We start from the raw sequence: 20,407 nt of genomic DNA, 5'->3' as shown, positions 1-20,407 counted from the left end.
AGGAATACCTGTGACCATCACAACCTCCGCCCCCGCCTCGAACGTCTCCGAGCTGGAGCGACTGAAGACCTTGAACAACGGGCAGAAGGTCAGCCTGACGTTCTCCGACAGCGAGTTTGAGCGCCGCCTGGCCGGCCTCCGCAGCATCATGGCCGAGAAGGACCTCGACGCCGTCGTCCTCACCAGCTACCACTCCATCAAGTACTACTCCGACTTCCTCTTCACCTACTTCGGCCGCTCCTACGCCATGGTGGTCACCAAGGACGACACCGTGACCGTCACGGCGAACATCGACGCCGGCATGCCCTGGCGGCGCAGCTACGGCGACAACGTGGTCTACACGGACTGGCGCCGGGACAATTACATCTTCGCCATCCAGGAGGCGCTGCGGACCCGCGGCATCAGCCCCCGCCGGCTCGGCGTCGAAGACGATTCCCTGCCGCTGGACAACCGGAACAAGATCCAGGCGGCCTTTGCCTCGGCAACCCTGGTGGACGTCGCCCAGGCCGCCATGCGGCAGCGGATGATCAAGTCAGCCGAGGAGATTGAGGTCATCAAGCACGGTGCCCGGATCGGCGACCTCGGAGGCGAAGCCATCCGCAACGCCATCACCGCCGGGATCACCGAGTACGAGGTCGCCCTGATCGGCACCGAGGCCATGGTCCACGAGATCGCCCGCACGTTCCCCGACTCGGAAATCCGCGACACCTGGGTGTGGTTCCAGTCCGGCATCAACACCGACGGCGCCCACAACTGGGCCACCACCCGCAAGATCCAGGAACACGACATCCTGTCCCTGAACTGCTTCCCCATGACCTCCGGGTACTACACCGCCCTGGAACGGACCCTGTTCTACGGCGAACCGGATGCCCGCTCCCTGGAGCTGTGGAACATCAACGTCGAGGTCCACAAGCGCGGCCTGGAACTGATCAAGCCCGGCGCCGTCTGCAAGGACATCGCCGCGGAACTGAACGAAATCTACGTCGGCCACGGGCTGCTGGCCAACCGGACGTTCGGCTACGGTCACTCCTTCGGCGTCCTGAGCCACTACTACGGCCGCGAAGCCGGACTGGAGCTCCGCGAGGACATCGACACCGTGCTGGAACCGGGCATGGTGGTGTCCATGGAACCGATGATCACCGTCCTGGACGGCCAGCCCGGCGCCGGCGGCTACCGGGAGCACGACATCCTGGTGGTCGGCGACGACGGCGCCGAGAACATCACCAAGTTCCCGTTCGGCCCCGAATACAACATCATCGGCGCCTGACAGCAGCGTTTGCGCACACCCTGCGGGTGCGGCGCCACGGCCGCCGTGGCGCCGCACCCGCGGACGCACCCACCAAGGAGCACCACCAGCATGAACACCTCAGTATTCCTCGAAGACCTGGACGCCTTCGCCTACCGCGAGGCCCTGGAGTGCGGGGAGGGCGTTGTCCTCATCCCCGTCGGGTCCCTCGAACAGCACGGACCGCACCTCCCGCTGGGAACGGACACCATCCTCTCGTCCCGCTTCGCCGAGGGCATCGCCCGGCAGCTAGGGGCGCTGGTGGCCCAGCCGATCGCGTACGGGTACAAGTCGCAGCAGAAATCCGGCGGCGGCAACCACCTTCCCGGAACCACCAGCCTGGATGGAACCACCCTCATCGGAGTGGTCCGCAACCTGGTCAAGTCGTTCCTGGGCCAGGGCGTCAGGCACCTGATCCTGGTGAACGGCCACTTCGAGAATTACCAGTTCCTCTATGAAGGCATCGACCTGGCCCTGGAGGACCTGGGGATCAAACCCGGTGCCGGGCAAAGCGTGCTGCTGCTCTCCTACTGGGACTTCGTCAGCCAGGAAACGCTTGCGCAGGTCTACCCGGACGGTTTCCCCGGCTGGGACATCGAGCACGGCGGCGTCCTCGAGACCTCACTGATGCTCCACCTCGAACCGGCCAGGGTGGCCATGGACCGGCTGGTCGACGGGCCCGCAGCCGTCCTGCCCCGCTTCGACCGGCTACCGGTGGTGCCCGAGCGCACCCCGGCCTCCGGCTGCCTCTCCTCGGCGGCCGGATCGAGTGCCGCCAAGGGCAGCCTGCTGTACGGCCAGGTGGTGGAGGACCTCGTGGCGGACATCGTCAGCGAGCTCGTCCGCGAACCGGCCAGGACGGCCGTGCCGCAGTAGCAGAGCGACGGGGGCGGGCTACGGCAGCCTTGAGGGGCGCAACGCCGTCGCCTCGCCCGCCCGGGCCGGATCCAGGGGCACCGGGCTCACCAGCACCGCCGGTCCGCGCCGCAGGACGCCGTCGGAGAGGACCTGGCAGCGCACCCCGCCCCGCCCGCGCATGGCCTTGTGGGCGCCGGGGGCAAGCATCGCGTCCATCCAGGCGCACGGGTGGGCCGGCCGCCCGGCTCTGAACCGCACCGATTCGCCGCCGGATTCAATGACGAATTCGTGGCCGAGCAGCGGCGCCAGCTGGGCCCCGCGGAGATGGACGTTGCGACGGGTCAGCAGCGGATCGAACGGGGTGGCGCCTAGTTCGGAGGCGATGGCGTCGAGCGCCTCAAGCGCGAACAGGGTGACGGCGGCGTCCATGTGCGCGGCCTTCCCGAAGAACCGGTCACCGACGATTCCCTTGCCGGCCACGACGGCGGCTTCCGCGGCGTCGGTGGTCGGCACGTCCGCAGCACCCTCGCGGGCCCGGCCGAAGTAGGCGTGCGCCGGCGAGACCAGCAGATGCACAATCTCGACGTCGTAGCGGTGGCCGGCGGTCATGTATCCACGCTACCGCTCCCGGCGCCGCACCAGGCGGCCAGTGCCTCCCGAAGACCGGCAGCGGTGCCTTCGCCGACCCAGGCCACGTGCCCGTCGGGCCGGACCAGGACAGCCGTGGGCGCGGACACCGTGCCAATCACCGGAAGCTCCCACGCGCCGTCGTACGTCGCAGCCACCCGCTGGACACGGCCCGTCCAGGGGCCCGCGTCCAGTCCCGGGCCGCCGAATTCCAGCAGCACGGGCCGGGCCCGGCGCAGCAGTTCGAACACCCGAACCGGTCCCTCAGGGGCGGTGAGGGCAAGGTCCGGCATCCGGCGTCCCAGCAGCGGATGCCCCGCAGCCGGACCGTACGCCACGTCCAGTCCGGTGATCAGCCCGGCCACCACCGTGCCCGCGCCGGGGACGCCGAGGACCTCGCCGAGCAGGTCGCGCAGCGCCTCCTGCCTCGGATCGGCCTGCTGGAACAGCGACTGCGCCATGGTGTACTTCAGCGCCCGCGCCCCGGCCGGGTGCCGTTCCGCGTGGTACGTGTCCAGCAGCTCCGCGCCGGAGGCACCGCGCACCACCTGCCCGAGCTTCCAGCCGAGGTTGACGGCGTCCTGCAGCCCCAGCCCGATCCCGAGCCCGCCCGTGGGGGAGTGCACGTGGGCCGCATCGCCTGCCAGCAGCACCGGACCCTTGCGGTAGGCCACCGCCTGGCGGGTGGCGTTGGTGAAGCGGGACAGCCAGCGGGGATTGTGCACACCGAAGTCGGTCCCGAACACCTCGGTCAGGCCCTGCCGCAGCTCGGCCAGGGTGGGCTCGGCCGCGGGGCCGAGCCGGGACTCGGTGAGGACCACCCGCACCATACCGTCCTCCATCCGGTGCAGCCCATGGATGCCGCGCGCGTCGATCTTCGCGGCCGGTGGCAGGTCACCGGTGGCTTCCACTTCCGCGATCAGGCTGCTCCGGGTGGCGTCCGGGCCCTCGAACCCGATCCCCGCCGAGCGCCGGACCACACTGCGCCCGCCGTCGGCGCCCACCACATAGCGGGCCCGCACGGGGCCGCCGGCCGCGAGCTGGACCCGGGCGCCGTCGTCGTCCGCGCTCACGCCCGTGACCTCGACGCCGCGCCGGATCGGGACCGCGAGCTCCTCGGCCCAGCCCAGGAGCAGCCGCTCGATGTGGTTCTGGAACAGCGCCAGTGTGTAGGGATGGCGGGTGGGAAGGCCGGCCAGGTCGATCGCCGTGCTGCCGAACGTCGCGGCATGGAGCTTGGTGCCCTCGGCCAGGAACCGGTCCACGATTCCGCGCTGGTCCAGCAGTTCGAGGGTGCGGGCATGGATCCCGCCGCCCCGCGATCCGGCCAGCTCCTGCGATTCGCGCCGCTCCAGGACGACGACGTCGGCGCCCGCCAGCCGCAGTTCGGCGGCCAGCATCATCCCTGTCGGCCCGCTCCCGACGATCACCACATCATGCATGCCGCTCTCCCTCGTGTTGGCACCGACGGCCAGTATGCCGCACCCGGCTGGCCTTGCCGCAAGCCCTGCCCTGGGAGATATCTTGAAAATAGAAGGGCGTTTGGCCGCAGCTGACTTAAAGCCCGGCGCCGTCGGGCCGGACAAACGCGATCGGCCCGCGTGGCGAACCACGCAGGCCGATCGTGAGGAGTGCCTCCCAGCGGTTGCCGGACCGGCAACCGCTGGGAGATGGGTGTGTCAGCCGTCGTTGCCGGCAGGAGTAGTGGTGGTGGTGTAGCCCTCCAGCTTGTTCGCGGCCAGTGCGTACTTGTTGTTGAAGGTGTTGGACATGGTCACCTTGGAGGTGTCGACGCCGATGGTCTTCTCCATGTCGAAGATAACCTTCGGACCGCCGGCCGGCATGATGCCGTCCGGCAGGAACTGGCCCTTGTCCTGGTTCAGAGCGGACACGTACTGGTCCTTGCTGATGGTGCTGTTCTGGACGTAGGAGGCGGGCAGCTTGTCGGCAATTTCCTGAGCGGAGTGGCTGCTGATCCAGTGCATCGTGTCGACCAGCGCGTTGACCACCTTCTGGGCAGCGTCCTCGTGCGTCTTGACCCAGTCGGACTGGGCCAGCAGGCCGGCGGCCGGCGAGAGGCCGCCCAGGGTGGCCTTGGCGCCGTCGGCCGTAGCGAGGTCGATGGCGGACACGGCGAGGTTCTTGCTCTCAAGCGCCCCGACAGTGGGCTGGGTGGTCATAACGCAGTCGGCGGAGCCGCGCTGGATGGCGGCGATGGCCGTTGCACCGGCGCCGACGGCCAGGGTGTGGTAATCGCTCTTTGAAAGGCCTGCCTTCGAGGCGATGAACTGGGTGAGTTCATCGGTGCCCGATCCAAGGTCGGTGACGCCGACGGTTTTGCCCCGCAGATCCGCAGCCGAGTGAACGTTGGCCTTGGGGCTGCACATGATGCGTTCGCCCGGTGCGCCGGAGAGCTGCACCAGGTTGGTGACGGCCTTGCCCTTGGCCTGGAAATCGATGGTGTGGATGTACCACGCCCCGGCCATATCGACCTGCCCGGATGCCATCGCGTCCTCGGCGCCGACGCCGCCGTGCGACTCGGTGGAGAGCTCCACCTTGACGCCGTACTTTTCGTAGTAGCCGAGCTGCTGCGCCAGCTGGTACGGCAGGTAGATCTGCTTGTCGATGCCGCCAACCATCATCTTCACGGTGGGCATCGAGCCGGCGTCGGCGGCTGCGCTGCCGCTTGCCGGGCTGGTGCTGCTTGCGGGGCTGGTGCCGCAAGCCGCGAGGCTGAGCGCGATCACTCCGGCAGCGCCGACGGCGTAGATCTTGTTATTCATCATGGGTGTACTTTTCCTTTGCTTATTCTGAGGTTTGGAGCGATTGGTGGGTTAAGGGAGACGGGACAGATCAGACCGTCTGGGCTTCGGACTTGTTCGGCGGCCGCCATTTGAGCAGGGAGTGCTCCAGCAGTCCGATGAGGTATTCCGCGCCGAGGGTCACGGCGGCGATGATCACCATGCAGGCGAAAACGGTGTTCGGATCGAAGGTCCCCTGTGCCTGGCTGATGATCAGGCCGATGCCTTGCTGGGCGCCAAGAACCTCGGCGACGAGCGCGCCGATGATGGCGAAACCGAACGCCGTGTGCAGGCTCGCGATGATCCAGGTCATTGCGGACGGAATCGTCACGTGGATGGCTACCTGGAGCGGTGACGCACCGAACACCCGCACGTTCCCGATCAGGTTCTGGTCCACCTCGCGGACGCCCTGGAAGGCGTTGAAGAACACGACGAAGAAGACCAGGACCGCGGCGAGCAGCACCTTCGGGAACACCCCGAGGCCGAAGGCCACGATGAAGATGGACCCGAGCACAATGCGCGGAATGGAATTCACAATCCGGATGTAAGGGCCGACGACTTCGGACAAGTACCGGTTCGAGCCGAGGAGAATCCCGAGGACGACGCCGACCAGCGTGCCCAGGAGGAAGCCGTAGATTGCCTCCTGCACGGTGATCCAGAGGTTTTCCCAGATGGTGCCGAAGGCGGTGCCCTGAGTGAAGAGGTTGACCAGGCTGTTCCAGATTTCGGTCGGTTGTCCGAAGAAGAACTTGTCCACCCAGCCGGCTGCGGTGAACCACTGCCAGCCGCCGACGATGATCACCGCGAGGACGGCCCGGCCGGTCCAGACCCACGCCGTTCGGCGCGTCATGGCCCGCCGGGCGGAAACCTGGGGCTCGACGGCCCGGTCCGTGGCCGAAGCGCCGCCGAGGGTGGTGGTTGTGGTGGTTGTCATGCTGCTGCACCTGCCGATTGGTTGTAGGCCCGGGTGACCTCGTCCTTCAGGGATTCCCAGATCTGGCCCTGGAGTTCCAGGAAGCGGCCCTCGTGGCGGATCTGCTGGACATCGCCGCGGGGGCGTGGAAGATCGATGTCGAAGACATCCTTGATGGTGCCCGGGCTGCTGGTCATGATGACCACTTTGTCCGCGAGCGCCACGGCCTCGTCGAGGTCGTGGGTGATGAACAGGACGGACGGGCGCAGGTCCTCCCAGAGCTGGAGGAGCTCGTTCTGCATGATGGCCTTGGTCTGCACGTCGAGGGCGCCGAAAGGCTCATCCATCAGCAGGATCCTCGGGTTATTGATCAGCGCCGCGGCCATGGCAACGCGCTTGCGCATACCGCCGGACAACTGGTGCGGATAGCGGTCCTCGAAGCCGGCCAGGCCGACGCGCCGCAGCCAATCCATGGCGAGCAGCGTCGCTTCGCGCTTGGGCGTTCCGAGCAGGATCGGGCCGATCGAGACGTTGCCCAGGACGGTCTTCCAGGGGAACAGCGCGTCCGCCTGGAACATGTAGCTGACGCCCTTGGTGATGCCGTCGACGATTTGGTCGTGGACGCTCACCGAGCCGGCGCTGGGACGCTCGAGGCCGGAGACCTGGGCCAGGGTGGTCGACTTGCCGCACCCGGTGGGTCCGACGATTGCGCAGAACTGGCCGGGTTCGACTTTCAGCGTCACGTCGCGGATCGCGGTGAAGGTCTCACCCTTGGGCGTGAGGTACCTCTTGGTCAGGCCATTAATGTCGATGCCCGCCGCGACCTCGGCTTTCTCGGCATCCGCGTTGGTACGCGTGGGATTGTTAGCATCCATGCTGTTAAGACCTCTTCGTCTTTCGGTTCTTTTGACCGGCTGGGCCGGGTGATATCGGGGGTTGACGTGATCTCCATCACGGAAACTATGTGAAGCTTAGAAAGTGATCTTTTATGGAAGAAGGCTTCGGTAAGTTGTGTGCCTTAACAGCGAAATTGCATGTTTTGTGCGTTTTCTGCACTAGCGGCGGGGAACTGCCCGGGTGCGGCTCCCAGTGAGGCTTCCGCGGCTTTCATCCCTGGCCGCCGCGCTTCGGGTCAGGGGCAGGTCCTCAACGCTGATCACCCAGATCCTGCTGGCCTCCCTGTCGTTGCTGCTGCTGACGGTGGTCCTGGGCGGGTTCCTTTTTACGCTCATCAGCAACCAGACCCTCGACCGGCAGTACCAGCTGCGCGCCCTGGGCATTGCGACCACCACGGCGCAGATGCCGGAGATCCGCTCCGCGCTGGCGGCCGGGGACCCCAAACATGTCATTGATGGGCTGGCCCGGGAGATCGCGGCGGCCGCCCAGCCTGCGTACGTGGTGGTTTCGGACCGCGACGGCGTCCGCTTCTCGCACCCGGACCCCGGCCTGATCGGCCGCAAGCTGGAGGAGCCCGTTGCCGTGCTCGACGGCGATACCCACGTGGGGTTCGACCCGGGAAGCCTCGGCATGTCGGCCAACGCCAAAGCCCCCATCTTCGGGCCGACGGGCTCGGTCATCGGCCAGGTGTCGGTGGGTATCGCCGAAACCAAGGTCCTGGACAACCAGGTCCAGAACATCTGGCTGATCGTCGGGTTCTCCGCGCTGGTCCTGGCCCTCGGCGTCGGGGGCTCCCTGTTGCTCTCCCGCCGGATCAAGCGCGTCACGTTCAACATCGAGCCCGCCGAGATCGCCTCCCTGTTGCAGGAGCGTGAGGCCCTCCTGCACGGAATCCGCGAGGCCGTCGTCGGCGTTGACGACGACGGCAAGGTGACCGTGATCAACGGGGAGGCCCGACGGCTGCTGCACATCGACGGGACGGCGCTGGGACGGCCGGTCGCTGAGCTCGTCCCGGAGGGCCGGCTCCGGGACCTCCTCACCGGCAAACTCTCGGGCGCCGACCAGGTGGCATTGACCGAGGAGTCACTGCTTGTGGTCAACCGGATGCCGGTCTCGACCGCAGGGCGGAGCATCGGGTCGGTGGTGACGCTGCGGGACCGGACGGAGATCGAGGGCCTGGTCCGCGACCTGCACTCGATCCAGGGATTGATGGAGGCCATGCGCGCCCTGGAGCACGAGTACGCCAACCGGCTCCACATCGTTGACGGACTGCTGGAGATGGGCGACGTGGACCAGGCCAGGAGCTACGTCTCGCAGATTTCATCCATGTCCAAGTCGCTCGGCGAAGGGCTGCGGGCACGGATCGCGCCGCCCGAGCTTGCGGCCCTCCTGCTCGCCAAGATCACTGTGGCCGCCGAGCACGATGTGCTGGTGGAGGTGACAGCCGAGTCCCGGCTGGAACGCCCCCAGGTGGACCAGGGGGAACTGCTGACCATCGTCGGCAACCTCCTGGACAACGCCGTGGACGCGCTGGCAAACACGCCGCGGCCGCGGCTGGTGACGGTACAGTTTGACGACACCGACGGCGTGTTCATCGCGGTGCGCGACAACGGGGCGGGCGTCCCCCTGGACAAAATCGACCAGGTGATGGTGGACGGCTATTCCACCAAGGACCCGCGGCCGGGGATGCGCCGCGGCATCGGGCTGGCCCTGGTGCAACGGATCGTCCACCGGGCGGGGGGAACGTTGGATGTGTTCCCCGGCCCCGGCGGCAATTTCGAGGTGTGGCTGCCGGCAGGGGCGAACATTGTTGACGAGGACAGGAGCGCTGACGTTGATCAAAACATTGGTGGTTGACGACGACTTCCGGGTCGCCGGGATCCACGCCGCCCGCGTTGCCCGGGTGGACGGTTTCGAGTGCGTCGGCCAGGTCACCAGCGCGGCCTCGGCGCGGGAAGCGATCACGCGCCTCAGCCCGGACCTGCTCCTGCTCGATGTCCACCTCCCGGACGAGGACGGTCTGTCATTGCTGCGCTCGCTGCAGGCGGCTGGAACCCAGGTTGACTGCATCATCGTGACCGCCGCCCAGGACCTGGCCACGGTCAAGTCCGCGATGAGCAGCGGGGCGGTCTACTACCTCGTCAAACCGTTCACGTTCGACCGGCTCCGGACCCAACTTGAGGCCTACCGGAAGTGGCGGCAGGAGCTGGATTCCGTGTCGACCGCCAACCAGGCCACCGTTGACAGTCTCTACAACGCGCGCTCGGCGGGGGTGCGGGCGTCCGCGCCGGGTCCCCGGCTCCAGCCGACCATGCAGAAAGCCCTCGACGCTGTCCGGGCTGCCGGTGCCCCCATCGGCGCGGCCGAAATCGCCGACCAGCTCGGTGTCAGCCGGCCGACGGCACAGCGCTACCTCAGCGCCCTCGAACGGAAGGGCCTCCTCCTGCTCGACCTCACGTACGGCGCCACCGGACGGCCGCTGAACTCCTACAGCGTGCCGTAGCCGCGGGGCCGGGCCCGTCGCTCGCGGTTCGCACTCCACACAGAAACGCCACCCGGCATCTGCCGGGTGGCGTTTCCGTGTGGGCGGTCAGGTGCCGGCGCTAGTTGCGGCGGCCGCCGTCGTCCTCTTTGGTGATGGAGGCAACCGCACCCGTTTGTTCGTTGAGCAGGACCTTGCCGGGACGCTGCTTGTGGAAGTCGAACATCGCGTTCACCGTGCCGGCGGCGGCGTCGGCGGAAGCGTCGCCGATCTGGCCGGTCTGCCAGTTCTCCTCGATGAAGCGCAGGATGGAGGCCTGGTCGGTCTGCGTGTGGTCAACGAAGTTCTTCTTGGCATACGGGGAAATGACCACCAGCGGCTGGCGCGGGCCGGGGCCGCAGCGGTCCGCGTAGCCGCCGGCCATGGGAACGCCGCTGGCAGCGGCCTTCTGGCACCATGCGGCGTCGTCGGCCGTGTCGGAGGAGTTTTTCACCTTGGCCGCAGCGTGGTCGTACCAGCCGTCCGAGTCGTCATAGGCGAGCACCACGGCGGTGTCCTCCCAGTTCTTGGATTTCTGGATCTCGTTCACGGTCTTGGTGACGAAGTTCTGCTCATCGACCGGGTCCGAGTAGGCGGCGTGGCCGTCCTGGTACATGCCGGCCTTCAGGAAGGACACCGCGGGCATGTTGTCCGTGTTGACCACCTTGTTGAAGTCGGTGAGGTCGTACTGGTGGTTCGCCTGGCCGTTGTGGCCGATCTCCGCGTCCGACGCCGGGGCCAGGTGGTGCGGGTTGGCGGTCGAGGCGTAGTACTGGAACGGCTGGTGGTGGGGCGAGTAGTCCACCACGGACGCGCCGGCGGCGTTGGTGTGGCTGGACAGGCACGACGCCGGGGCCGTGCCGGTGGCCGGAGTGGTCGGGGTGAAGCCGCCCTGGAACCAGCCCCAGGACGTGCCCTTGGCGTTGAGCAAATCGCCGATGTTCTTGCCGCTCATGCCGGCCAGGTTATTGGTCTTGGCGTGGCTGCTGTTGGAGCAATCGTCATACACCGGATCGGGGTCGTTGATCACAGTGCCGACGCCGTTCGCGTCGGGCTGGCGCACGGCGCTGCTGCCGCCGGCCGGGGTGGCGACCGGCTGGCCCGCGGCTGTGAATTCCCGGGCTCCGTGCGTCTGCCCGGAGACCAGGTTCAGCGCGCCGGGGGTGGAGGGGCCAAAGACGGTGCTGAAGTGGCTGTCGCTCATGGCGTAGTTCTGGGCGTAGTTCCAGATACCGGTCACGGTGTTTCCGTCGTAGTAATCCATGGTGAGCCCGTTGCGGCCGTACTGGTTGGTGCCGCAGGCGTCCCGGCTGGTGTACTCGACGAACTTGTCCATCAGGCCGCCGTTGTACGCCTTCTGCTCGGCGCCGTAGTTGTGGTCCTGGTCGCAAGTGACCGCCTGGGCGGGGGAGAGGCGCGAGGGCTGGACCGCGTTGGGGTTGTTCGGCGCCAGGAGCCCGGCGGTGGCCAGCGTGTCGATCTTCTTGGGCGTGTTCTTGGCCGCGGTGAAGGCGGCTGCCTTCGTGCCGCTGCCCTGCTGGGTTTCGCCGGGGATGTTGGCGGCCTTCGGATAGGTGGCGAAGTAGTGGTCGAAGGAGACGTTCTCCTGGAAGATCACCACGACGTGCTTGATCGGGGTGGCCGTGGCGGCGTGGTCCTTGCCGCTGGCTGCGGCGGGGCCCGCGGCTGCGGGGCCGGCTCCGACCAGGCCGGCGGCCAGGGCTGAGGCCGCGAGGGCGGTGGCGCAGGCGGCGGAGGCGACGCGGCGCCGGGTGATGCGTGGGGCTGGACGAGACATGGGGGTATCCAATCGTTCCTGTGCTGGGGCCGTTACTTGGTGGCTGCCGCGGTGGGCGCGGTGGCTTCGTAGGTGAGGATTTCGGTGCCGTTGCCTTCATCGCCGTTATCGGGCGCCACCTTCAGGGTGAGGTGGTTGCCTTCGGCGGTGATTTTGAAGGGGTTCCGGGTGGCGACGTGGCCGGCAGTAGACCACTGCTGGAACGGCACGTCGCGGATCACGCTGCGGGACTTGAGGTCGATCATGGCCATCCCGCCGAGTTCGTAGGTGGCGCCGGTCCCGCCGGCCGCCGGTGTCTGCGGGAGGTTGGTGATGCCGCCGCAGAGCATCTTGGAGGCCGGCACGTACTGGCAGTCCTGGTAGTCGATGAAGTAGTCGGTGTTTTGCCACGTGGAGAGCTGGCGGCCGCGCAGGTCCCATTCGGCGAAGCGCCGCGAGCCCCAGGTGTTGCCAACGAGGTGGCCGGTCTGCTTGTCCATCACGATGCCGCCGAAGTGGTCGTTGACCTCGAACTGCTTGTGCACCGCGAGGGTGCTGGCGTCCACGCGGTAGACGATCGCGCTGCTGTTGGGACGGTACTGGGCCACCGGGACCCAGACGTTGGTGCCGTCGAAGTCGATGCCGCCGGGGTGGTACATGTCGCCCTCGCCCAGGATGATGTCCTTCTGCAGCTTTCCTGCTTTGTCCATCACGAACAGGTGGCCGATGCCCTTGCCGGGGGTGCGGTCGTAGCCGCCCTGCGGGGCCGGGAACTTTTTGGTCGGCTCGATGATCTGCACCGACGACAGGAAGATGTGGTCTTGGCTGAAGGCGATTCCCTCGGTGTGGTAGGTGGGGAAATCCAGCTTCAATTTGCTGGTTTGCTGCCAGTTGGTGGACCGGTCCACGCCGTTGAACGCCGCGGCCAGGGCGGAGTCCGTCCCGCGGGTGGGGGCGGCGCCGTTTCCGCCGTTCTGGCCGGTGGTGCCGGCGGCCTGGGCGGCAGCTGTGCCGCCGATTGCGGACGCTGCCAGGAGGATAGCGGCGGCGGCCGTGAGGATGCCTCGGGTGCGGGTCGCGCTCATGGGGGGAGCCTCTCAGGGGATGTCAAATAGGACCCGGCCAACTTACTGGCCGGTAATTAACCGGTTGTGGCTCCAAGATGAACAGCAGGGGACACTCTCCATGTGACGCAGCTCACATCTAATCGACCGTGACGTTTCCTCTCCCGGCCCCGTCTTACCTAAGGCCGGTTCAGCTCCAGCAGATCATTGCAGCGGTGGACCGCCTCACGGTGAAGGCCCGGATCGGCGTCGGGCTGACCCGCCCGGCCCCCGACGTCACCAGGGCAGTGGCCGGCGCAGTCCGGCAGTACCTCGGCCCGCGGCCGTGCACCGTGGAGATCACTGTGGTGCAGATCGGCGGCTAGGATCCCGGGGCTGCGAGGGTGCCGTGGGCGCCAGAAACGCGACGACGACGGCGGGAAGCTCCCGCCGTCGTCGTGGTGTTGCTGGGGGTTGGTGCCGTTAAGCGGAGGCCGAACCCAGATCGGCTGCGCCGTTGCTCAGGCTGAGCGTGAAGGTGTTCGGCCCGCTGGCGTGCACCGCGATGTTGGACTTCGCGGTGTTGTGGCGGACGGAGAGGTCGTGGATCAGGGTGTCCAGCTCGTGGTGCATCGTGGAGCGGTCCCAGAGCTTGTGGGTGACAGCGTGGGTGGCAGTTTCAAACGTCATTGTTCAGTGCTTCCATTCATGAATCCGGGTGTCCGGCTGCCGCACCGATGCGGAGCCGCCGTAGTCCACACCGGGAACGCCGGAGACCATGGGCAGCTCTATGAGCTCACCGGTTTGGCCTCGTTGCGTCCACCAGGATGGGCCCCCGCGGGCTTCGGGCGCGGGGCGTCGAAGCTCGTTTGGGGGCGGTGCGGGCCGGGAGCTCTCGCTTCCGGCTGCCTTTTTATGATGCACAGCGGGCGGCTGGCGACTCAAGCCGGAGGACGATTATTGCTGGTGAGACTGGTCACAGCCGGCCCGGATGCCGCCCCCCGACGGCCCGCTACTTGGCCGCGGGGGACTGGAGTTGGGCGGCGGTCAGCTTCATCCACGGCGAGTCCGGGGCGCCCTCAAGCATGGCCTGGGGGCTGTCCGACTGCGTCCACCATTTGGCCTCGAACGCGTAGCCGTCGAACAGGATCCGTGACCCGCGCTTGTAGACGGTGGCAGCAGACCACTCCGGGTAGGTGCCGGCGGCGACCGTGGTCCGGGGGCTGGGGCGGTCGCCGGGCAATACCGGGCCGATGAGCTTCCACGGGACCGTGGCGCCCTGGTCGACGGGGTTGTCCGGACTGTCGCCCTGCGTCCACCACTTGGCTTCGTAAACGTTGCCGTGCCACACCGTGCGGTCGCCGCCGACGTACCGTGCGGTCTCGCTCCACACGGGGTAGGGGCTGGTGGACGGGTCGTCGGTCGCCGTGGGGGTGGCGGAGGCGGCCGTCAGCTGCGGAACGGCCGATGCCGTGGGAATGACGTCGGCGCCCAGGACCGTGGCGAAAAGGGCGTCGCCCTGCTGGATGCCGCTGCAGCTGTCGGAAACCTTGGCGACGTCCGGGTAGTTGCTGCCGCAGGTCCGGTCGCGGTTGAGCGACCACATGGACACCCGGCCCACGCCCTTCGCTTTGGCGTAGGCATTCAGGGATGCGGCGTCGTCGAGCGTGAAAATTTCCCCGGGGACATCGTTCTGCCCAATCATCGGGGTGAGACCCAGCTTGCGCCAGGCGGTGTCGGTGCCCAGGTCCTCGCCGTTTTGCCGGAATAGTGCCTGCAGCTGCGTGTGGGTGGCTTCGGCCGCGGAGATGGAGGCCTGGGACATGGACTGGCCGGGCGCTTTACTCCCGCCAAAGTCCATCGTCATGATGTTCACCCCGGCCACGTCGACGCCGGCGCGGAGGGTCCGGGACACGAGGTCGCGGCCCGCCGCCGTCAGCCCCGCCGGGTCCGCGGGCAGGGTCAGCCACACCTCGAGGCTTTTCCCGCCGTTCCGGCGGTCCTGCTGGAGGGCCGCGACGGCCTTGCCGCGGCGGTCGATCGACGCGGTGTCCGCCAGGGCCGTGCCCTCGACGTCGAGGTCAATGGAGCGCAGGTCGTAGCGTTCCACCACGTCGCGGTAGGCGCCCGCGAGCCTGTCCGGATCGGTGCAGCCGACGGCCAGTTCGCTGTTGCTCTGCCCACCGAAGGACACGGAGACGGCGCCGCCGACCTGGCGGAGCCGGGCGATCCTGCGGTCCAGGTCCAAGTCGGATTCTGCCTGCGTGAGGCTGTATGCGGCCCCCCACGACGGCGAACAAGGGTCAGCTTTGTCCGAAACGATGAAGGAAAGAACGGCGCCCTTGGCTTCGGGGCTGCCCGGGGATTCGAACGCAAACCGCGGTGTGGCCGTGACGTCGACATAACCGGAGAAGACCGACGGAATGGACGACGCCGCGTTGGCGTCCTGGAATGAGCGAAGGCCTAAATACGACCCGCCGGTGAGGGCGAGAAGAACAATTACCAGAATTCCGAGCCGCAATTTAGAGAGGCGGCGCCCGGGAAAGCGGTTCGACACAGATTTACCCCAATACTTGTCCAAGAGTCCTGCTCAACGCCCTGTGCGCGGAATTGCGGCCAAATATGTTGATTCCCGATATTAAGACGAAGCCGGGGTCACGATATGTGGGGTCGTGCGCTTATTATATGGGCAGACCGCACCGCCTAATGACGAGGCCGGCCTGAAGTGTGTCCGCTGGGGGTGCACATGATGCAGATGGGGATTTATGTCCGACCTCCTGGCCGTTTCGCGGCCTGAAGATTCCGCGGCCGACGATCAGGCCACAAAGGTCCGCAAACGGCAATGGGGAGCCGAACGGCGCTCCGAACCGCTGGCCATCGTTCATCCCGAACCATCCCGCCGGAAAATCATCCTCGGACGTGTGGGCATCGTCGTGACGGTCCTTGCGTGGGCTGGCTATGTGGTGACCACCGTGATCAGGGCCCTGATCAACGACCCCACTGCGGGATTCAGGTTCCGGGCGGAAGCCGTCTCCTACGTCATCGTCGTCACCTTCCTGACGTTCTCGGCCCTGATGTACCTGCTGGCACGCCAGGGCGCCCTCAACCGCTTCCGCGACCACCGCAGGGTTCCCCGCGGCGAACTGGACCGTCACTTCACCGATTACACGGATGCCGTCACCGTCCTTGTCCCGTCCTACGCGGAAGAGCCGCAGGTGGTCCGGGCGACGCTCTGGTCCGCGGCCCTGCAGGAGTTCCCGGACCTTTCCGTGGTGTTGCTCCTGGATGACCCGCCGTTCCCGGACAACCCCGATGAGCAGGCACGGCTGCAGGCCACCCGCGACCTCGCCGCCGGCATCACCAGAACCCTCAAGGAGCCGTCGTCCCGCCTGAACGCCGCGAGCGCGGCGTTCAACGAACGCGCCGGCAAGCTCTCAGCAGGGGCGGAACTGCCCGCCCTCATCGAGGAATACGAATATGCGGCCGGCTGGCTTGAGGGCATGGCCGAGGCCGAGCAGGTGGAGGACCACGTCGATGAGTTCTTCGTTGACCTGGTGCTGATGGGCCTGGCCCGCGAACTGCGCCTGGTCCTAACCGCGCTCTACGCTGCCCGCGCCCAGCAGACGGCCCCGGAATTACCGCGCATGCGGGAGCTCTACGCCCGGCTGACCTGGATCTTCAACGTCCGCGTCTCCACCTTCGAACGCAAGAAGTATGCGAGCCTGTCGCACGAGGCCAACAAGGCCATGAACCTCAACTCCTACCTGAGCCTGATGGGGCACCGGTGGCGGCAGGAACAGACAGCCGATGGAACTGTCCTGCGGCTGGCCGCAGACCCGGCCGCAAAGCCCGCCGCCGAGCCCGCGGCCGAGCCCGCGGCCGAGCCCGCCGCCGGGGACCTGGTCATCGCCGACAGCACCTACGTCCTGACCCTCGACGCCGACTCGCTGCTGTTGCGTGACTATTGCCTGCGCCTGGTCCACTTCCTGGAATCACCGGGCAACGAGCGGGTGGCCGTGACCCAGACCCCGTACTCCTCGTTCCGCGGCGCCCCCACCCGCATCGAACGCGTAGCCGGGGCCACGACGGACCTGCAGCACATCCAGCACCAGGGCATGACGCGCTACGGGGCGACGTTCTGGGTGGGTGCCAACGCCGTGATCCGCAAGGTTGCCCTCGAGGACATTGTGGAGGTCTCCTCCGAGGGTGGCTTCGAGGTCCGGACCTACATCCAGGACCGGACCGTCATTGAGGACACCGAATCCAGCGTGGACCTGGGCCGTGAAGGCTGGGACCTCGTGAACTACCCCGAACGGCTCAGCTACAGCGCCACCCCGCCGGACTTCGGGTCACTGGTGGTGCAGCGGCGGCGCTGGGCCAACGGCGGCCTGCTGATCCTGCCCAAACTCTGGGACACCATCCGGCACCGCCGCGGCCTCGACAAGGACGTCAGGGCCCGCGAAATCATGCTCCGCGTGAACTACATGGCGTCGCTCACCTGGGCCAGTTTCGGGCTCCTGTTCCTGCTGGCCTACCCCTATGACAGCAGGCTCCTCAGCCCGCTGGTCTTCGCCGCCGCGCTGCCCTACTTCCTGGCCATGGGCAGCGACCTGCGCGAGTCCGGGCACCGCTTCAGCGACATCTTCCGGATCTACGGGTTCAACCTGGTGCTGATGCCGGTGAACCTCGCCGGCGTGCTGAAATCCCTGCAGCAGGCCCTGACCGGTGACAAGATTCCGTTCGCCCGCACGCCCAAGGTCAAGGACCGGACGGCGGCGCCCGCGATCTACGTGATCGCGCCATACGCGATCGTCGCCTTTTCGCTGTTCACGGTCTGGCGCGATGTCCTGCAGCAAAACTGGACCAACGCGGCGTTCGCGGCCTTCAACGCGGTTATGGCCGCGTACGCCATCCGCGCCTACATGGGGATCCGGAACTCGATCGTCGATATCTTCCTGGGCGTGCTGAATTGGCTTTACGTCAAGCCGAAAGCCGCCGCGCCCGCACCTCCGCAGATCATCCCGAAGGCGCCGGAGGAGATTAACTGGGAGTCGATTCTGTACCACGGCGACCGCCGCCTTAACCGCGACCTCCGCGGTAAAGAAGACCGCCGTAAGAGGGCCGGGGTGAAGTGACGGCCCTATTTATGACAGGGTCGCTGCCGTGTTGACGAGGTGCCCGGCTTTGGCACGTTTAGAATGGGCCAAATGACGCCCGAACCACTCCTTGCCGCAGACGGTAAAAACGCCCTGCGCATTAGTGGCGGCATCCTCGAGTCGGTGTGGGTGCCCGGCTCCTTTGTCGACGTCAGCGATGCCCGCGATGCCATGCGCGCAACCAAACAACTCTGCCAGGGCAGGCAAGTGCCGATGCTCTCCGAAATGACCGACGTCGTCATCAGCGCCGCGGCCCGTTACGAGTTCGCCAAATCAGCAGACGTTATTGCCATCGCCGTCCTCGGATCGAGTGCGGTGGACCGTGTGGTGGCGGCCGCCACCAGCCGGGACACCAAGTATCCGCACGAATTCTTCACGTCCCGCGAAGCGGCCATGGCCTGGCTGGGCGCCTTTGTCCGCGGCGGGAACCCGGCGGATGCGCTCCACCTGCAGCCTGCCTCCACTACGCCCTAGGCGGTCTTCCGGCGGACTGCTAGTCTCCCCGTAAGAGGGGAAGCGGCAGTAGCGGCGAGGGAATCAGCATGACGGTTGCCCGGATCCAGGTTGACCAGCGTGTGATCGGAATCGACTCACGGCGCTTCGCCTCGGTGGAGAAGGCGCTGGTGGAACTGATCACCAACAGCGACGACAGCTACGCCCGGGCGGAAAACGCCGGAGCCGCGGTGCCGGGCCGGATCACCGTGGGCTACGAACGCCATCACACCGGGGCCGTGCTGACGGTCAGCGACCAGGCGGAGGGCATGTCCTTCGGGCAGGCCCGGCGGATCCTCAGCTACGGCGGCGCCCACAGCCCCCTGGCCCGCGGTGAAGGCGACGGCCGCGGCTACTTCGGCCGGGGCCTCAAGCAGGCCATCTTCGGGCTGGGGCACGGCTGGATCGAGACCATCCAGTCCGGCCGCTTCACCCGCATCGACGTCTTCCGGGGCGATAACGGCGGGTATCTTTACGACGACGGCGGGGAGGACCGCCGTGCCTACCCCGCCGACTACGCCCGGCTCGGGGTACCGGAGGCCCCTGCCGGCAGCGGCACCCGCGTAACGGTGGTGGTGGACAACCCCCGCGCCCGGATCACGCAGTACAACACCTTGCTGCAGTCCCTGTCCGCCAACTTCTACCTGCGCGCCGTCCTGGGCCGCCGGACAGTGGACCTGGAACACGGACAGCCCGGCTCCACGGAGCACCACACCCTGCAGGTCCGCTTCCTGGAACCGCCGGCGGAGGTGCTGCTCGGGCCGGACCGGCCCGGAACCGTCAGCTTCGACGGCGCGGACTACCCCTTCACCCTGACCCTGAAGCGGGCCGCGGACACCGAACTGACTCTCAGCGGGGACGAACGGACCAACGGCCTGGTGGTCCTGTCCGGGAAAGCTGTCCTCGACTGCCAGCTCTTCGCCTTCGAAAACCAGGTGGGGACCGAGTACCTGTTCGGCGAGGTGTCCTGTGATGCGCTGACGGGGATGCTGGGGCGGGGCCGGGCGATCATCAGCGACGAACGGGAGGGCCTGAATCCCCGGGACGCCTTCGTCGCCGCGTTCTCGGAAGCCGTCAGCGCGATGATTGCCGGCGCGGTCCAGGCCGAGAAGGAGAAACTGACGCACCTGGAGCGGGCCACCACGTCCGGCCGCGCCGCGGACATGATCGAGCATCTCCTGCGGCACATGAGCGAGGCCGCCGTCGTCGACCTCGGGCTGGCAACGTCACCGCCGCCTGGGACGGCCCCGGCGGTTGGGGACCAGCCCGCGGCACTGCGCTTCACCACGCCCTTCTACTACCGCCCGCCGGGCCATCCGTTCCACGTGTCGCTGCTTTTTGATGCCGCCCAACTGCCCGACGGCGCGACCCTGACCTTCGAGGCCGAACTGCCCGCCTCCGTGCAGATCGAACCGGTCCCGGTACCGGTCGACGTCGGCACGCTGGGCGCCGCGGACCGGCTCGAATGGGCGGTGACGGGGGAACGGCCCGGGGACCGGGGTGAACTCACCGCCCGGGCCGGCGACTTTTGGGCGCTGTGCGAGATCGTCATTGCCGAGCACGCGTCGCACCATGGTGCCGGCCAGGGTCCGCAGGGCGCCGGGGGAGGGCCGGACGCGCTGGGAGCCACGGCGCCGCTGCGGGAGGCGGCGCACAACCACAAGGCACACAGGCCAACCCGGGACCACGGCGTCGACCTCTTCACCGGCTACGAGTTCCGCAGCCTGCACAACAGCGCCGACCGGGCCGTCTACAGTCCGGCCGAACGCAAAGTCATCATCAACACCGCGGCCCCCACCGTCCAGCTGTACGTCGACGGCCGCGGGCGGTTCCGGGACTCCGCCCGGCTGTTGCTGGCCGAGCTCTTCCTGGACGTCATCGCGGACGAGCTCGCCAGGCGCCACACCGAACAGCACGGCCGGGCCGGAAACCTCGAGGCCTTCAAAGCGGCCAAGCGCGACATCATCCGCCGGTACGGCAGCGACATCCACCGCTCGTTCCTGGGGTGACCGGACTCTTTCGGGGACCCCTTGACAC

At 67.4% G+C, this 20,407-nt stretch carries 17 protein-coding genes; 8 read left to right on the top strand and 9 right to left on the bottom strand.

Features of this window, described 5'->3' with window-relative positions:
* Nucleotides 1–10: 10 nt before the first annotated feature.
* Together AC1DHY_RS04325 and AC1DHY_RS04320 are read left to right on the top strand one after the other, a co-directional pair.
* Nucleotides 11–1,267 carry an aminopeptidase P family protein gene (locus AC1DHY_RS04325; RefSeq protein WP_476880562.1) on the top strand — a complete coding sequence of 419 codons (1,257 nt, stop codon included), beginning with the start codon at nucleotides 11–13 and terminating at the stop codon, nucleotides 1,265–1,267.
* A gap of 90 nt (nucleotides 1,268–1,357) precedes the next feature.
* Nucleotides 1,358–2,161 carry a creatininase gene (locus AC1DHY_RS04320; RefSeq protein ID WP_476879837.1) on the top strand — a complete coding sequence of 268 codons (804 nt, stop codon included), beginning with the start codon at nucleotides 1,358–1,360 and terminating at the stop codon, nucleotides 2,159–2,161.
* 18 nt (nucleotides 2,162–2,179) lie between these two features.
* Here the strand turns inward: AC1DHY_RS04320 and AC1DHY_RS04315 are convergent, their stop codons facing one another.
* From AC1DHY_RS04315 to AC1DHY_RS04295, 5 genes are all read right to left on the bottom strand, one after another.
* Complete coding sequence (locus AC1DHY_RS04315; protein ID WP_476903200.1) at nucleotides 2,180–2,752, bottom strand: MOSC domain-containing protein; 573 nt, start codon at nucleotides 2,750–2,752, stop codon at nucleotides 2,180–2,182.
* Entirely contained in the window at nucleotides 2,749–4,212 is a 1,464-nt protein-coding gene (locus AC1DHY_RS04310) for an FAD-dependent oxidoreductase (protein WP_476879839.1), read from the bottom strand. Before AC1DHY_RS04310 ends, AC1DHY_RS04315 begins: the two co-directional genes overlap by 4 nt.
* A gap of 237 nt (nucleotides 4,213–4,449) precedes the next feature.
* Nucleotides 4,450–5,556, bottom strand: coding sequence for an ABC transporter substrate-binding protein (locus tag AC1DHY_RS04305; RefSeq protein ID WP_476879840.1), 1,107 nt, complete (start codon nucleotides 5,554–5,556; stop codon nucleotides 4,450–4,452).
* A 67-nt stretch (nucleotides 5,557–5,623) separates the two neighbouring features.
* Nucleotides 5,624–6,505, bottom strand: coding sequence for an ABC transporter permease (locus tag AC1DHY_RS04300; protein ID WP_476903199.1), 882 nt, complete (start codon nucleotides 6,503–6,505; stop codon nucleotides 5,624–5,626).
* Nucleotides 6,502–7,359: an ABC transporter ATP-binding protein gene (locus AC1DHY_RS04295; RefSeq protein ID WP_476879842.1), complete on the bottom strand. Its 858-nt coding sequence runs from the start codon at nucleotides 7,357–7,359 to the stop codon at nucleotides 6,502–6,504. Before AC1DHY_RS04295 ends, AC1DHY_RS04300 begins: the two co-directional genes overlap by 4 nt.
* 202 nt (nucleotides 7,360–7,561) lie before the next feature.
* On the opposite strand from AC1DHY_RS04295, the gene AC1DHY_RS04290 reads away from it, so the two are divergent.
* Both AC1DHY_RS04290 and AC1DHY_RS04285 read left to right on the top strand, forming a co-directional pair.
* A complete protein-coding gene (locus AC1DHY_RS04290) occupies nucleotides 7,562–9,238 on the top strand; it encodes an ATP-binding protein (RefSeq protein WP_476879843.1) in 1,677 nt (558 codons plus the stop codon).
* A complete protein-coding gene (locus AC1DHY_RS04285) occupies nucleotides 9,216–9,884 on the top strand; it encodes a response regulator (protein WP_476903198.1) in 669 nt (222 codons plus the stop codon). Before AC1DHY_RS04290 ends, AC1DHY_RS04285 begins: the two co-directional genes overlap by 23 nt.
* 100 nt (nucleotides 9,885–9,984) lie before the next feature.
* Here the strand turns inward: AC1DHY_RS04285 and AC1DHY_RS04280 are convergent, their stop codons facing one another.
* Complete coding sequence (locus tag AC1DHY_RS04280) at nucleotides 9,985–11,700, bottom strand: phospholipase C (RefSeq protein WP_476903197.1); 1,716 nt, start codon at nucleotides 11,698–11,700, stop codon at nucleotides 9,985–9,987.
* Between the two features lie 32 nt (nucleotides 11,701–11,732).
* Nucleotides 11,733–12,764, bottom strand: a complete 1,032-nt coding sequence (locus tag AC1DHY_RS04275) for a DUF6454 family protein (protein ID WP_476903196.1) — start codon at nucleotides 12,762–12,764, stop codon at nucleotides 11,733–11,735.
* A 128-nt stretch (nucleotides 12,765–12,892) separates the two neighbouring features.
* Between AC1DHY_RS04275 and AC1DHY_RS04270 the strand changes: the two genes are divergently transcribed.
* Nucleotides 12,893–13,108 carry a hypothetical protein gene (locus tag AC1DHY_RS04270; RefSeq protein WP_476903195.1) on the top strand — a complete coding sequence of 72 codons (216 nt, stop codon included), beginning with the start codon at nucleotides 12,893–12,895 and terminating at the stop codon, nucleotides 13,106–13,108.
* A 97-nt stretch (nucleotides 13,109–13,205) separates the two neighbouring features.
* Here the strand turns inward: AC1DHY_RS04270 and AC1DHY_RS04265 are convergent, their stop codons facing one another.
* Nucleotides 13,206–13,412: a hypothetical protein gene (locus AC1DHY_RS04265; RefSeq protein WP_476880205.1), complete on the bottom strand. Its 207-nt coding sequence runs from the start codon at nucleotides 13,410–13,412 to the stop codon at nucleotides 13,206–13,208.
* Between the two features lie 322 nt (nucleotides 13,413–13,734).
* On the bottom strand, nucleotides 13,735–15,243 hold the full coding sequence (locus AC1DHY_RS04260) for a chitinase (protein ID WP_476903194.1): 1,509 nt from the start codon (nucleotides 15,241–15,243) through the stop codon (nucleotides 13,735–13,737).
* 244 nt (nucleotides 15,244–15,487) lie between these two features.
* On the opposite strand from AC1DHY_RS04260, the gene AC1DHY_RS04255 reads away from it, so the two are divergent.
* From AC1DHY_RS04255 to AC1DHY_RS04245, 3 genes are all read left to right on the top strand, one after another.
* On the top strand, nucleotides 15,488–17,857 hold the full coding sequence (locus AC1DHY_RS04255; RefSeq protein ID WP_476903193.1) for a glycosyltransferase family 2 protein: 2,370 nt from the start codon (nucleotides 15,488–15,490) through the stop codon (nucleotides 17,855–17,857).
* 72 nt (nucleotides 17,858–17,929) lie between these two features.
* Entirely contained in the window at nucleotides 17,930–18,352 is a 423-nt protein-coding gene (locus AC1DHY_RS04250; RefSeq protein ID WP_476879040.1) for a DUF7793 family protein, read from the top strand.
* Between the two features lie 68 nt (nucleotides 18,353–18,420).
* Nucleotides 18,421–20,379 carry an ATP-binding protein gene (locus tag AC1DHY_RS04245; protein WP_476879039.1) on the top strand — a complete coding sequence of 653 codons (1,959 nt, stop codon included), beginning with the start codon at nucleotides 18,421–18,423 and terminating at the stop codon, nucleotides 20,377–20,379.
* Nucleotides 20,380–20,407 lie beyond the last annotated feature (28 nt).

Source organism: Arthrobacter sp. 05L44 (assembly GCF_056397605.1).
The sequence above is the reverse complement of the archived record's forward strand: the minus strand, read 5'-3'. Positions and strand labels throughout refer to the sequence as shown.